The sequence below is a fragment of the Rothia sp. HMSC068F09 genome (assembly GCF_001812775.1).
Lineage (GTDB): Bacteria > Actinomycetota > Actinomycetes > Actinomycetales > Micrococcaceae > Rothia > Rothia mucilaginosa_A.
Map to the genome: position 1 here is coordinate 7,480 of NZ_KV810428.1, position 14,420 is coordinate 21,899.

Annotated in this window: 8 protein-coding genes and 1 pseudogene; 8 read left to right on the plus strand and 1 reads right to left on the minus strand. The window is 58.7% G+C overall.

Annotated elements, in window-relative coordinates; all coding sequences use genetic code 11:
• Positions 1 to 561: 561 nt before the first annotated feature.
• From HMPREF2874_RS06290 to HMPREF2874_RS06315, 6 genes are all read left to right on the plus strand, one after another.
• The gene (locus tag HMPREF2874_RS06290; protein ID WP_070649482.1) at positions 562 to 2,172 is read left to right on the plus strand and encodes a CRISPR-associated endonuclease Cas4/Cas1; all 1,611 of its coding nucleotides are present in this window, start codon (positions 562 to 564) and stop codon (positions 2,170 to 2,172) included.
• The gene (gene cas2 / locus HMPREF2874_RS06295) at positions 2,172 to 2,471 is read left to right on the plus strand and encodes a CRISPR-associated endonuclease Cas2 (RefSeq protein WP_083309856.1); all 300 of its coding nucleotides are present in this window, start codon (positions 2,172 to 2,174) and stop codon (positions 2,469 to 2,471) included. Before HMPREF2874_RS06290 ends, cas2 begins: the two co-directional genes overlap by 1 nt.
• A gap of 1,944 nt (positions 2,472 to 4,415) precedes the next feature.
• Positions 4,416 to 5,702 (plus strand): type I-G CRISPR-associated RAMP protein Csb1/Cas7g, encoded by a 1,287-nt coding sequence (cas7u, locus tag HMPREF2874_RS06300; protein WP_070649486.1) that lies wholly within the window; start codon positions 4,416 to 4,418, stop codon positions 5,700 to 5,702.
• Position 5,703: 1 nt separating this feature from the next.
• Positions 5,704 to 7,293, plus strand: coding sequence for a type I-G CRISPR-associated protein Csb2 (gene csb2, locus HMPREF2874_RS06305; RefSeq protein ID WP_070649488.1), 1,590 nt, complete (start codon positions 5,704 to 5,706; stop codon positions 7,291 to 7,293).
• Positions 7,286 to 10,087, plus strand: a complete 2,802-nt coding sequence (gene cas3u, locus HMPREF2874_RS06310) for a type I-G CRISPR-associated helicase/endonuclease Cas3g (protein WP_070649489.1) — start codon at positions 7,286 to 7,288, stop codon at positions 10,085 to 10,087. Before csb2 ends, cas3u begins: the two co-directional genes overlap by 8 nt.
• On the plus strand, positions 10,087 to 11,199 hold the full coding sequence (locus HMPREF2874_RS06315; RefSeq protein WP_070649492.1) for an aldehyde dehydrogenase: 1,113 nt from the start codon (positions 10,087 to 10,089) through the stop codon (positions 11,197 to 11,199). Before cas3u ends, HMPREF2874_RS06315 begins: the two co-directional genes overlap by 1 nt.
• 138 nt (positions 11,200 to 11,337) lie before the next feature.
• Here HMPREF2874_RS06315 and HMPREF2874_RS06320 read toward each other — a convergent pair whose 3' ends face one another.
• Positions 11,338 to 12,069: a nicotinamide mononucleotide transporter gene (locus HMPREF2874_RS06320; protein WP_070649494.1), complete on the minus strand. Its 732-nt coding sequence runs from the start codon at positions 12,067 to 12,069 to the stop codon at positions 11,338 to 11,340.
• A gap of 505 nt (positions 12,070 to 12,574) precedes the next feature.
• Between HMPREF2874_RS06320 and HMPREF2874_RS06325 the strand changes: the two genes are divergently transcribed.
• Together HMPREF2874_RS06325 and HMPREF2874_RS06330 are read left to right on the plus strand one after the other, a co-directional pair.
• The gene (locus HMPREF2874_RS06325; RefSeq protein ID WP_070649496.1) at positions 12,575 to 13,660 is read left to right on the plus strand and encodes an S-layer homology domain-containing protein; all 1,086 of its coding nucleotides are present in this window, start codon (positions 12,575 to 12,577) and stop codon (positions 13,658 to 13,660) included.
• Between the two features lie 349 nt (positions 13,661 to 14,009).
• Positions 14,010 to 14,420 (plus strand): annotated as a pseudogene (locus HMPREF2874_RS06330) (peptidase); the annotation flags it as partial.

Here is a 14,420-nt window from a genome sequence, read left to right on the forward strand (position 1 = left end):
CTTCCTTTTCGGAAGGGCTTTCATTGAGGGCTCGAGGACGTAGCGGTGCTGTGGCATACGACCTACATTTCCCTACTTTTTCGTAGAGACTTTCATTGAGGCACTGTCGGCGGTGTGAAGGAAGGGAACCCCCCTGCGGATTTCTTCGCTTTCTAGTGGGGACTTTCATTGAGGTGGGTTTGCGTTTGAGGATTTCAAGGGCGGAGACGGATTTCCCTACCTTTCCGTAGGGACCTTCATCGAGGCGGGCTCATCCCAGCTTGCGCGGGAAACATCTCAACCTTCCCTACCCTATGTAGGGACTTTCCCTAACCCACCTCCGGCTCGTCACAGCCCAGGAACGGAGCTTTTTTGTTACGAAACGAGGCCGAAATACTGGCTGCAAGGACCGCCTACCAGCTACTACCCGCATCCTCCATAAATCCAAATAGAAAAACTCAACACGCCGGAATAGCGTCATAAACTCACTGATAAGCCAAAACACTCCGTCGCAGTGCTAACCTCAAAATCAAGCAGACAAAGTAGACTGCTTAGCATATTCACTCACATAAGGAGACACCGATGTCTACCCCCTACAGCGCAGGCGACGGACTTCCCATCTCACTCGTCATGCACACCGTGTACTGCCCTCGCCGCGCATGGATTGAATCCAACGGCGAAAAGACTGACACCTCACAGATGCAAGAAGGGCAATCCGCACACAAACGAGTTGACGACCCCAAAACATCCCGTGGTACACAACAGCGCGCAGTCACCATCTCATCAAAACGCCTCGGGCTCACCGGACGATGCGACGCCATCGAACCCCAAGAAGACGGAACCACCCGCATCATCGAATACAAGGCAACACCCGTACGCCGCAACGCCTCCGTCACACCAGCCCACAGGGTGCAGCTCGCCCTTCAGAAAATCTGCCTCGAAGAAGCCGGCGAAACAGTCAACGAATGTGCGGTGCACTTCACCAACCACAACAAAACCGTGCCCGTCGATATCTCAGACGAAGATATCCGCACCGCAGAAGAATACGTACACATCACCCGCGCACTCATCGATAGTCCGAAAGCACCGCAACCTCTCGAAGACTCACCCCGCTGCAGCTGGTGTTCCCACATCTCCGTGTGCCTCCCCGACGAATCCCGCGGAAAAGAAAACATTACACGCGTCGTCGCCAGCAACCCCGACAGCCAAGTAGCGCACCTCACCACGCAAGGATCAAGAGCGACCGTCCAGCAAGGGCGCCTCATCGTGCAGCACCTCGGCGAAACAACCAGCAGCGTACCCCTCGAACGTGTGCACAGCCTCGTTGTTCATGGAAACATCGACGTTTCTTCCGCGCTTCTACGAGAACTCATGTGGCGCAACTGCACCATCATTTGGTGCTCCAGCACTGGCCGAGTCTACGGCTGGTCACAACCCGGCACCGGACCGAACGGCCTAGCCCGCGTGCAACAACACGTCCTCTCAGCGCAAGGGTACCTGCCCATAGCGAGTGCCATGATTGCCAGCAAAATCTCAAACCAAGCCACCCTGCTTCGCCGCAACGGCCACACCGCAGACGTATGCCGCGCCATGAGAGATATCCAGAAGCACACGCCGCAGGCTACCTCAATCCCGGAACTACTCGGCCTTGAAGGCGAAGCCGCCTCGCTCTACTTCGGCAACTTCGCAACCATGCTCAAAGAAGACGTACTCGCCGAACTCGGCTGGACCTGGGCCGGGCGGCAGGGGAGAGGCGCCAACGACCCCATCAACATTCTGCTGAACTACGCCTACGGTCTGCTCAGCTCAGAATGTATTCGCGCAATCCTCACCTGCGGGCTCGACCCGCACGCCGGGTTCCTGCACAGCAGTTCACGGAACAAGCCCGCGCTCGCGCTTGACCTCATGGAAGAGTTCCGTGCCGTCATCGCGGACTCCGTGGTGGTGTCTCTTATTAATAGGAAGCAGGTCAAAGCGGCGCACTTCACCACGGTTGGCGGTAGCTACCGGCTCACCCCCGAGGGACGGAAGACCGTCATTGCTGCTTTCGAGAAGCGTATGGCCACGGAGATTACCCACCCCACCTACGGGTACTCGGTGACCTGGCGCCGCGCTATTGAGGTGCAGGCACGCATGCTCCTGGGCGTAATTAACGGAACCACCCGCGACTACACGGGGGTGACCGTACGATAATGCGTGACGACGCCCGACGAACACTTATCGCTTACGACGTTCCTGACGACCGGCGGCGCGCCAGGTTGGCCAAGCTCATTCTTAGTTATGGGGACCGAATTCAGTACAGCGTCTTCATTGTGGATGCAGCCCCCGCCAAGGTGCGACGAATCAAAGATGAGGTTCAGGAGCTCATCGACCCGGATGAGGATTCGGTGCTTTTCTGCGACCTGGGGTTGCTGGCCCGGCTTGACGAGCCGACCTTCAGCTACATTGGCCGGGTGCGTGAGGTGACCGAATCGGATGCGCTCATTCTCTAGCAGCGTGCTGCTCATTCGCTAGCGACGCGCGGCAGGGGAGCGGTGGAATGACGAGTTCGATTGCGGACTGGTAGTAGAGGTGGGGATAATGACCTTTGGAGGCTTTCGCCTGTGTCCGCGAGGTTTCTCCACCTGAGGGTGGAGACTTTCATTGAGGCGTGGCACCCACCCGTGGCCGCGAAAGCAACAAGCTATTTCCCTGCCTTCGGGGGGACTTTCATTGAGGCAACATCACGGGAAATCACGATACAAATGATGTGAAGATATCCCTGCCTTCGGGCGGGGACTTTCATTGAGGCTTTGGCAATAAGCCGCATGCGGCAGCGGATGCTTTATTTCTCCGCCTTCGGGTGGGGACTTTCATTGAGGCCCCCGATGAGGTACCGCTGAAAGAGCGTGTCGCTGAATTTCCCCGCTTTCGGGCGGGGACTTTCATTGAGGCGGGTGGCAGTAGTACAGGCCGTACACACGCTCCCAGATTTCCCCGTCTTCGGGCGGGGACTTCCATTGAGGCCTGACCGCGGGGAACATTGCGCCGGTGTTGTTGAGCCGATTTCCCTGCCTTTGGACGGGGACTTTCATTGAGGCTCTGCATCGGTGTACTCCGCTCCAGCGTATTTACCGAATTTCCCCGCCTTTGGATGACGATGCTGCGGTAGGCACAGATATTGCGTGATGTACACTTTGGATACGTAATCTGTGAGAGTCTCGTGCCACAGCAGTCTCTGCTACGCCATAACATGCTAGTTTTAGCTAGCTATTTCTTCGCCTTCGGGCGGGGACTTTCATTGAGGCACCGACGGCCGTTTCATGTACTCTGTCCTCTGTCGTATTTCTCCGTTTTCGGGTGGAGACTTTCATTGAGGCGATTTCGAGAAGCTGACGGTGCGTACTCAGCCGTCATTTCCCCGCCTTCGGGTGGGGATCTTTGTTGCGGTTCTGAACGCGAATCGGGAAGCTGCACGCGGGTTACGTAGCCCCGGTCTAGAAACCAGGCTGGTTTCTAGACCGGGGCGCTTCGTCTTTAAAACATGAAGATGGGCTAGACGCGGTACCCACTGCAGATTCCTCTTGCCAGTTATCTGAATCTGAAATGACCAAATCAGATGCGCGTAATCTTTAACAGCGCTATGGTGAAGCCATGAGCCGAGAGGAGACTCGATTGCACCACAGGGGAGAGACAGCGATAATAGGAGAACGCCCAACACCTTTGGCATTCTTCTGTTTATCCAATTTAAATCTCCTGCCGTGTCTCGCACGGTCTGAGCCTTCATTGAGGAATCAATGTTATATAGCGGAAGTTTCGGTCGCTGGCACCTCTCCTGCAACTGACATTGTTGCGGGAGCTTTCTCTGAATTTTGGCCCTTTTGCAAGTACGATTTATGCAGGAGGGCCAAAAATTTTTATATCAAAGTTATCTAGCGGGAGTTGTGAGGGTTGTTTGGTTGAATACTTAATGCTAAAGTTGAGGCATCAACTGGCTCGGAGGTTACTTCAGCGACCTGCCGAAGTGGCTCTAGCCTCGACCTTGGAGGTGAAGGACATGTTCCGACTGCTCTTACGAGCAAAAAGCCGCCCGCTACGCGAGGCGCAACGGGCGGCTTTTGTTCAATAAGTATTTACCGCATCAAGCGGCGGTCACGTTTTGCGCCAACAAAACATGACCGACCCAGTATACCGGGGCTCCGGAAAAGAATCCTAATTCCAGCCCAATACTGACCGCTTGTGTGGCTATATGCTTACCTTCCACACCCTGTGCTGTCACTACCCAAAACACTGGGCGTGACAGCACAGGGGAGAAGGAAAAGGCATACCGAATTAGCGGCGTGACGAAAACACGCGCATCATTCGAAAAAGACAGGTAGCTTAAAGCTACACAAGAAAAATCGTGCACAACCCACGCACCGACGCGAGATGTGCACACACTACCTAAGGAGACAACCATGTCCCAGAACGAGTCCCAGAACACCATCACCCTCGCCGACCTCATCGAAAACGTCAAGCTCGGCGGCGGCTCCGTCATCACCTCTATCACTGAACAGGAACCCGCAGCAGGCCCCCACGCACCTTTGGCACCCGCCAAGTTTGTCGATGGTAAGGGGAGCGACAGTAAGTCTGTCTTCGCATACGAAATCCGCTACATCGTAGAGAAGTCTGAAGACCAGGACGAACCCGAGAAGGTCGTCAAGGGCAAGCCTCAGAAGGTCGTCCTCATTGACAGCAAGCAGTCCGAACTCAACCGTGCAGAAGCCGCCATCGAACAGGGCCGCCAGTACGGCGACGAAGCAGTCGTCAAGATTCCCCGCGCCGTCGTCACCTACCAGACCGAAAACGGCCCCGTCGAATACACCGACATGGAACTCTCCCACCGCATCTTTGATGGCCACTTCCGTGCCGGTCACATCGACGGTAAGCCCATCACCGAAAACGACCAGTACCGCGCACTGCGCAACTGTACCCCTGCAGACATGAGCGCGCTGCTCAACACCGCCCCCGCAGCACTCCTCTTCGGTGCATGGGACTCCACTCGCAAGAGCAACCAGGTGCGCCTGCGCAGCGCCCTCGTCGGTGAAATCATCGGCGTTCTCGCCGACCAGGAACCCGGCGCTGAACACCGCCAGGCACGCCGTGGCGGCGCCCGCGTCGACGCCGTAGCCGCCAGCGTAAAGCTTGACGCTAAGGAACTTAGCTCTCTCGTCGATGATCAGGAAGCTGAACTGAGCGCCAAGAACGTTGCCGCACGCCGCAAGGAAGTAAAGACCGCCAAGGCTGACGCCCGCATCTCCGCATCCACTCTCGGCCTGGGTAGCATCCCGCCCACGCTCGAAGAAACCGGTGCCGTCGCATGCCGCCGTATCATCCGCTCCTGGGTTCTGAGCCTCGCTACCCTGCGCCAGCTGCGCTTCGGCACCGACGAAACCAAGAACGTTGCTGCGCGTGCACTCCTTGCCGCACTCGGCCTCAACGCCATTGCCCGTGCGGAGCGTGAACTCTACATCCGTGCCAACTGCGACCTGATCGAATCCTCCGCGCCCGTTGTCACCCTCGACCAGCGGTTCGGTAAGAAGAAGACCTTCGCACCCCTGACCGTTGAACACACCGACCAGCTTCTCCTCGAAGCTATCGAGAATGCCAAGAAGGCTGGCGTGGCTGACTGGAACGGCCAGACCTTCAAGGTCGACGGCAACCCCATCATCATTAAGAACGCCACCGCGGAGGACGCTGAATAATATGACGAACCTCGGAATTCTCGCGAGGTTCCCGCTCGGCGTATACCAGGGCCACAAGGCAGACGGAAGCCCAGACGCCTTCCCCGACCCTGCCCGCTTGCAGGCCGCGCTCCTCAGCGCGGCCGCGCAGGGACCTCACGCAATTATCGAAAACGGGCAGTTGACCCCCTCGGAAGAATCTCTCAAGGCCCTCCGATGGCTTGAAGAGAACCCCCCGACCGGGCTACAGATTCCCGACATGTGCCCCGTATACCGCTCACCCAACAAGATGAGCCGATTCATGTACCGCGAAGTGGCATATTCTGAGAAGGACGGGCGACAGACCGAACGTCGCGCTGTATCCGACGGCTGGTCTGTATCCGACACCATTGGCTGGCAGTACGATAAGGTACCCGCAGACATCGCGGAAACCATCACCCAGCTCTGCGGCGAAGTACCCTCCCTCGGAGAAGCCAGCAGCTTCACCGCCCTCTACACCGGAGACGTGGAACCCACCCACACCATCGACACTAAGTCGGGCCCCTTCGAAGCAGGCGGCATGCCGGTCCGCGTATCCGTACCCGGTCGAATCAATGCGCTCATGCGTGCTCACGCAGAAGCGTACCCCGCCAAGGTTCCCACCAAGGCAGGCGACAAGACCGCAGCGAGTGACACGATGCGCCCCTCATCGGTACCCACCGCAGGCCTGGGATCCATCAAGTACCAGCCTGTGGAGGCTGAAACCTCCACCAGCCCCTGGGAATACTTGTGGCTCCTCGAAGTAGATGGTGAAGAGCTGAAGCCCGAACAGTACGTCAAGGCAAGCTCCCTGCTGCACAAGGCTCTCGTAGCTGCCGCAGGATTCGGCGCGCCCAGCCTCATCACCGGCAGGTACCCCAAGGGTCACAAGCCGGCCAACAGCCTGGCGCTACAGTACCTGCCTGCCCGCTACCTGCCCGACTATTTGCGTCGTGAGGTGAAGTCTCAGGGAGTCCTGCTCGTCTTGGTCCCGGCAAGCGCCCCGACCGATGAGGCAGTAGAACTCGGTATCGCGCTCAGGAGCGTAGAAACCCTCTACGCTCAGGATTTCCCCCGACTGACCGTGAAGCTTCGCCAGAAGCGCCTGCCCGCGCAGGGTTTCTGGGATGCTCCCAAGACCGGGTACAAGCGTCTGTGGCGTACCCTCAGCGCGGCCGTTCCCGAATCGCGCGTTTTCAACCGCCCGAAGAAGGCTGAGACGAAGGCCTGGACCTTCGCTGACGCCGCTCTGCTTTCCATGGCTTACGTGTGGCGTGACAGCTTCGAAGCGCCCGAGGCTGAAACCTCACGTGAACGAATTCGTAGCTTGAGGGACCAGATCGCTCAAAAGGCTGAGGCTAAGGTTCTGGAAGCCCACCGTGTAACCCAGAACCCCGCCGCCTACGCCTACAAGCTGCCGCGTACTCTGCCCGCAGAGCCGTGGCGCGGTGTCGTAGACCTCGGCAACCTGGCAACGGACACGACCCTCGTAGCCATCGGCCAGTCCCGCCACATGGGCGGCGGCCTGCTGGTTCCGTTCGACGTGCCCACCGAAGAATACGACCGTAGCGAGAAGGAGGAAAAGCATGACTAGCCCCGATACCGTGTTGCCCTCCATCACCCGTGATGAGTTCGGTGCATTCTTTGCCGCACTTAATGGAGGACACGACCCCTTCAGCTGGCAGGAAGAAGTGCTCGACCACATTTGTGAGCACGGTGTATGGCCGGAACGTATTAACGCGCCGACCGGCTCCGGTAAGTCCTCCGTGGTTGATATCCACCTCTTCGCGAATGCGCTCGCCGCAGTTGGCGCCGCGCCGCGCGTTCCCCGTCGCCTCTGCGTGACCGTGGGACGCCGTGCACTGGTCGACAGCCAGGCAGACCGTGCCCGCGAGATTCTCCGCCGCAGGAAGGAAGCGCTCGCTGACGGATCCGGTGAGCCCGATATTCTGCGTAGGGTTACCGAAGCTCTCCAGAGCTTCCAGACCCGCAACGACGAGAAGGGGAGCGAACCCTTCGAAGTTGGTCACATCCGTGGCGAACTCTCGAACCGCGACCTGCCAGTGACCGACATTTCGGCCTGCGCAATCATCGCCGCAACCCCGGATATGTACGGTTCGCGAGCTCTCTTCCGCGGCTACGGCAGCACCAAGGCAGCCCGCCCGCGTGAGACCGCCCTGCTGACCATGGACACCGTCATGGTGCTCGACGAGGCTCACATGAACCGTCAGCTGCTGCACACCACTCAGCGTATTGCCGAGTTGCAGAAGCGTGAGGTCAACCTGGGCGTTCCCACCCTGCAGGTGGTCGAGACGACCGCTACCCCCTCCACTGAGGACAGCGGATCGGCCACCTTGGGCGTTGACATTGAGGCTCTCGATAAGCCGAATGATAAAGAGCTGCGCAAACGTGTCTACTCGCATAAGGAACTGATGCTCCACCCCATTGATAAGTGGGACGGCAAGCCCGGTAACCCTGCGACCGTGAATGCTGCTGTGGACGCCATTATGGAGCGCCTTGCTCACCGTGAGGCGGGTGAAAGCTCCAAAAAAGCATACACTGTCGGCTGTATCGTCAATCATGTGCGGACGGCTATCGCCATCAAGGAAGCACTCGCTAAGAACAAGGTGCTTGAAAAGGATGAGGTTCAGCTTCTCGTAGGACGCAAGCGCCCGTACGACCTGGAGAATCTGCAGAAGGACCACCCTAACCTCTTCAGTACCCGCGGTGATGAGTCCGTGAAGGTTGTTGTGGCCACCCAGACTCTCGAAGTCGGTATCGACGTTGACTTTGCTGACCTGGTGACCGAGCTGGCTCCTGCTTCTTCCTTGGCGCAGCGCTTCGGACGTGTTAACCGTCTGGGCCACCGTACGGATTCCAAGGTCGTCGTTATTGAGCCTGCGAGCGGTGACTCGGTAAAGAAGGACGCGCCTCCCTACAAGGCGGTCGATCTGAGCAATGCGTATGGTTGGCTCGAAGTGCTCAACGGTGCTGAGAACCCGTCGGTGAACCCCGCCGCAATGGTGAAGAACCCGCCGGTGCAGTCCTCCCCGGAACGTCTGCTCTATCAGCGCCCGGAATGGCCTGACCTGCTGGAATTCTCGCGTACCGACGAGAATCCCTACGATGAGCCGGACCTTGACCTGTGGCTGCACGACTCCCTGGACGCAGAAACCGCAATGGGTGGTGTTATCGTGCGCGATAACTTGCCGAGCAACACTTCTGCCGCCATGGAGATTCTCAAGACCAGCTACTTCGCACCGCGCGACCTGGAGACCTTCCCTGCGAATCTGAAGATTCTTAAGGAGATTCTGGACTACCAGGACGAGCACGGCGTGAAACCGCGTAAGTTCATTTACCGTCAGGGTGAAATCTCCCTGTGGCAGGATGCAGGCCAGGGCGATGAGAGTAGCCAGACGTTGGCTCCCGGTGACGTTCTGATTCTTGACACGGACAGTGTTCCGTTCACGAATCAAGGCATTGCCGTGACTCAGCGTGAGTTGCCTTCTAAGAAGGACGAGCTGAAGACTGTGCCCTTCCTCGATGATGCCGAGCTCTACGTGTATGAGAAGTGCGCGGACCGTGAGAAACACTTCAGGGAATACCTGGGCCTCTCACCCGAAGAAGCAGCAGAACTGCTTGACGCTCAGGGCGCGGACGGTAAGAAGAGGATTGCTTCTGAGCTTTCTACCGAGGCTGAGGACGGTCAGGAAGTTATCTCCTGGTACGCCATAGTGACCAATGAGACTGAGAAAAAGTCTGTTGAAGGTTCCGATATTGCTCAGGAGTTGGTGCTGGCTGGTCCCGTTCTTCTGGATGACCACCAGAACGATGTTGCTGAGCGTACCCGCCAGCTTGCTGAGACCCTCGGCCTGGCGCCGGAATTCTCGGAGGCCCTGGAACTGGCTGCAAAGTACCACGACGAGGGCAAGCGTGACCTGCGTTTCCAGCAGATGCTGGGTGCAGACCCGGATGCGGACGCGCTCGCAAAGAGCGGCCACCGTTCCGTGGCAGAGGCGTACCGCGCCCGTAGCCGTAGCGCCCTGCCGAGGGGCTGGCGTCACGAGCAACTGTCTGCACTCATGGTTGCGGCCTCGCCCGAAAAGGTGAGGGAGCACCGCGACCTGGTGCTGCGCATCATTGGTTGCAGTCACGGTCACGGCCGGTTCTCCTTCGCCCACGACGCAGGCTTCCTGCTCAAGGAAGGCTACCTGCCCGAGGGAACGGACTACGAAACGCTCAAGGAACGGGCGACCCGACTCTTCAACGTCGGTTACTGGGACAACCTCATGGAGCAGACGAGCCGCACCTACGGCCCGTACGCTACCGCCTACCTTGAAGCTGTTGAACGCGCAGCAGACGCCCAGATTTCACGGGAGGGACACTAATGGCAACGCTGACTATTGCCGGTGACTACACCTCGGCATTGACCCATTTTGCCCTCTACGGGCTGTCCCTGATGGTTGACCAGAAGCACCCTGGCACCGTCACTGTCGGTTGGACTCAAGAAGGTCAGCCGTGCGCCCAGATGCGTGCTGAAGGCGTGTCAGAAGAAGAAATTGCTGAGTGCGTGCACTCCTACGTTTCTTCCCTGGCTGCTGAAGACAGCTGGGTGAACGTCGACCAGTCCTACGGTGCGGGTAAGGAAGCTGCTGTTTTCTCCCCGTTCTCCCCGCGTATTCGAGGAATCGACGCGGAGAAGTACCCGGACGACTGGGCATCTCACCAGAAGACCCGACAGGCTCATCTGGATGCGCTGATGGAACGTGACGACTTGCTGTCTCTGCTCTGGATTGCGGGTTTGGGCGAACCTGCCTACTGGCGTTTTGAAGCCAAGGCACCTCGCCCGGATCACGGCGCGTCTCGCTGGGAGATGAAGACCCGCAACAAGGGCCAGGAGTTCATTAAACACCGCCTGCGCCTGATGTGCGCGGACCTGGCCACCTGGGAACCTTCTGCGATGCTCAGCGGCATTACCGGGCAGACCCTGTACGACTCGCTGGATAATAAGCCGGACTCTCGAACCGGAACCGGTTTCACCGTCCCGCAGCCGACGGACACCGCGCTCGCCTTCTGCGCGCTGGTGGGTATTGCGAACTTCCCGGTGATTCACCAGGTCCACCGGATTGGCGTGACCCCCGGTGCGTATCCGTACACCGCTTTGCACCCGCGGCTCATGGTGCTTCCGGTCCTCTTCGGACGTGATGCTTCTGCCCAGCCTGAAGACACCAAATCTGCCCAAGCCGGAGGTGTCACTCCCGCCCGGCTGCGAACTGTGCTGCGCAGCCACCCCTACCGTAGGGTGGTTGACGAGGTCGGTAAGGCGATGGAACGCGGTTCTTTGAGCTCTGACATTTTCGTGTCCGAGCTGGCGGATGAGAAGGCAATCCTTCGTGAGAAGGGTGTTCAGGCCTTTGTTGTTTTCCCCATCGCGAAGGTAGGCAGCGATTCGGCACCCGAACGTCAGGTTCTGAAGGGTAGCGCGATTCCGCTGGGCTAACCTAGCCGCTTATCGAAGCGGGCAAATATGCCCACAAAATATAGGGGGAGGGGCCCTCCGGTTGAATGACCGGAGGGCCCCTCCCTCTGCATATCATTTATTGGATATGTGGTAGCTATTGGGCCAGGGAACCGCCCCTTACGCCACCACCGCCTCCTTGGCTGCGGTGCCGTTGCGGGTCCACAGCAGGAACGCCGCCACGCTGTTGATGATGTAGAAAATGTACTTGCCGACGTTCGCAAAGTTACCCTGAGTCAGCGCCTTCACGCACTGCACGGTGTTGTACAGGGCCCAGAACTGCCACTGCATCGTCAGCTTGAGCGCGTTCAGAATGTTCGCTGACAGGGACAGGCCAAACACCACGGTCGTGATCCAGAACAGGAAGGTCATCTGGCCGCGGTAGCCGATATAGTTCGCTACCAGGGAGAATGCGAACGAACCCGCCACAATGCCGGCGATAATCAGCAGACCCTTCTTGCCGGTCGGCGGTTCCATGGCCTTGCCGCGTTCGGAGTTCTGCCACCTACGAATTGCGAAGGTGTACACGATAAAGGTCACCGGGTAGGTGATGATCGCTGCCTTGTTGCCTAGAATGTAGTCGATCGCTCCGGATAGCGCCGTGTTAATAATGCCGAGCACGTTGCCGATGTTTGAGAGGCGGCCGGTCAGGCGGGTGGACATCATTGAAATGCCCACGTTAATCACGGAAATAACGCCGAAGGGGATGAGGCTCGTCATTGGGCCCCAGTTAACGTACTTGGCGAGGTTGGTGTTCAGGTATCCAGACCCGATAGCGATGGCAATAACCAGTGCCACGCCGAAGAGGTCGGCGTAACGCGACTTGGCGAAGAAGATAAGTGCCTTATCCACAAAAACTCCTTTGGGATGGGTGTGTTAGCTCGCCGTTGAGTGGTACCGCAACGGTGATAAGGTTGTAATAACTATAACTCTCGAACCTAGAGACACGCCAAAAACACACCAAACCGGTGCTATTTGTAACGCGATTCACTTTTGAGGGGCTGTAGATTGATTCGGGGCCTGCGGGTTGAATCGGGCCTGCGGGTTGAATCGGGGAGGCGGGTTGAATCGGGGAGGCGGGTTGAATCGGGCCTGCGGGTTGATGATTCTCACGCCCCCTAGCGTCACATAATTCGCCAAACCCTCGAATAAACTCGAACCTTAAGGTATTCTTGATAGCTGGGTCAGGAACCACGCCGGTCTCACTCACCGTGCATCCGCCCGGCACTCACCCTCCGCGTCTCACTCACGCTCAACAGGGAATCGCATATCGGCCTCACTCACCGCACACGCTATTGCCGCGCCTTCCTGCCACCCGTAGCTCACTCAACTCAAACGACAAGTGAATAGGACAATCATGCCCTTCCTCAACAATCGACTCTCACGACGATTCTTCCTGAAGGGTGCCTCCGCTGCCACCGCAGCAGGCGCCCTCGCACTGCAGGCCCAGGCTGCAAACGCAGATGAAGCCCCCAAGACCGCCGAGTCCCCGGCCGCCGCCGAGGAGACCAAGGGCCCGCGCCTCACCATCCAGCGAGCCACCATCACCGAAGACGGAATGACCGTCAGCTACACCGCGCACGGCCTGCGTGAACTCCTCGCCGAAGGCACCACCCTGACCGTGCGCCACGGCTACGTGCGCGACAACTCCTTCGAAACCCTGCGCTCTTGGCCGCTCACCCCCGAATTCAACGGTGACGAAGACACCTTCAGCGGAACCGACCTGTTCCCCATCGAACTCATTCAGCCCGAGGGCGTGGACCACGCCCTGCAGCTGGATATCTGCACCGACCCCTGGGGTCAGGAAATTGCCCACCAGGTCGCCGCACGCATCCCCGTGGTCGAAACCAAGATTCTGAAGACCTCCTTTGAAGACGTGCCCGGCAACCACCCCTACGCCGACGACATCCGCGTGGCCAACCAGAAGAAGTGGCTGCTGCCCAACCCGCAGACCGGCGCCTTCGAGCCGGACCGCGCCGTCACCCGCGAAGAGGTCATCGCCCTGCTCAACCGTGCGGCGGGTCGTCCCGGCGTGAGCGAGAACTCGGAAGTCGCACCCTACGCGGATGCGGTAGACCGCCCCGCCGCGAACGCCCTGCACTGGGCGCGCGACCGCAAGATTGCTGAACCGATCGCTAGCGGCGAGCGCATCGACCCGACTGCCCCGATCTCGCACGAGGAGCTGGCGGCGGTGCTGTACCAGTACAACACCGAGGTGCAGCTCTCCGAGCTGGAGGATGCCTTGGGCTCCCGTTTCCGCGATGTGCTGGGTGCGGGTCCGCTGCACCGTTACGTTGCGTGGGCTGGCGCGAACGATATCGTGCTGGACTCTTCGGGTGAGTTCAAGCCGACCGCCCCGACGACCCGCGCGGAGCTGGCTCGCTTCATTCGCCGCTACAAGCTGCAGAACCTGCTGTTCCCCGATTTCTCGTACGTCTCCTAATTTTTAGCTATCCCTGGCGTTGCGCGCTGGGTAGCGTGAAACCCCCGTCTTCTGGCTTTTGCTGGAGGCGGGGGTTTTGTTGTGCGGGTTTAGCGACAGGCTGTGCCTGGCATGTGAAATTTTTGCGTCATATATACCTGAAATCTTGCAAAAACCTAGGAGCTAAGTAAGTATTACCTAGAAGGTAAATTAATGATTGCCTTACTTAATACTGTGTGAAGGCTAGTTCACTCCTTGTGGGTGCACGAAACACCCGCCGCATAAGGCAGAAAAACACGGCGCCTCACCGCCCCTCAAACAGGGGAGAGGCACCCCTTCACACACCACCCACACGATAAAGGACATACATATGAACCTCGCATCGAGCAAGGTATTCAAGGGCCTCGCCGTTGGCTCGCTGGCACTGGCAATCTCGGGCGTTGCCACCATCCCCGCATCGTTCGCTGCGGACCCCGCCCCGGCGGCAAGCCAGAGCAGCGACGCTCGCACCATTGCAGACAAGGCCATGGCGAAGATTACCCAGGGCCTGCCCGGTCAGTTCCAGGTCGCTTACTCTAAGAAGACCAACAAGATTTGGGTTGCGGGCACCGCGGACCGCGACAAGCACGTCTCCACCATCGCTCGCATTGACGCGAACTCCCTGAAGATTGAGGCCGTCGCCGAGCTGCCTATCATCAAGAACGACAAGGGCTACCAGTACGATGCGGCCTATGGCATCACCGTTGACGACGTGGATGGCACCGTCTGGGTCACCAACACC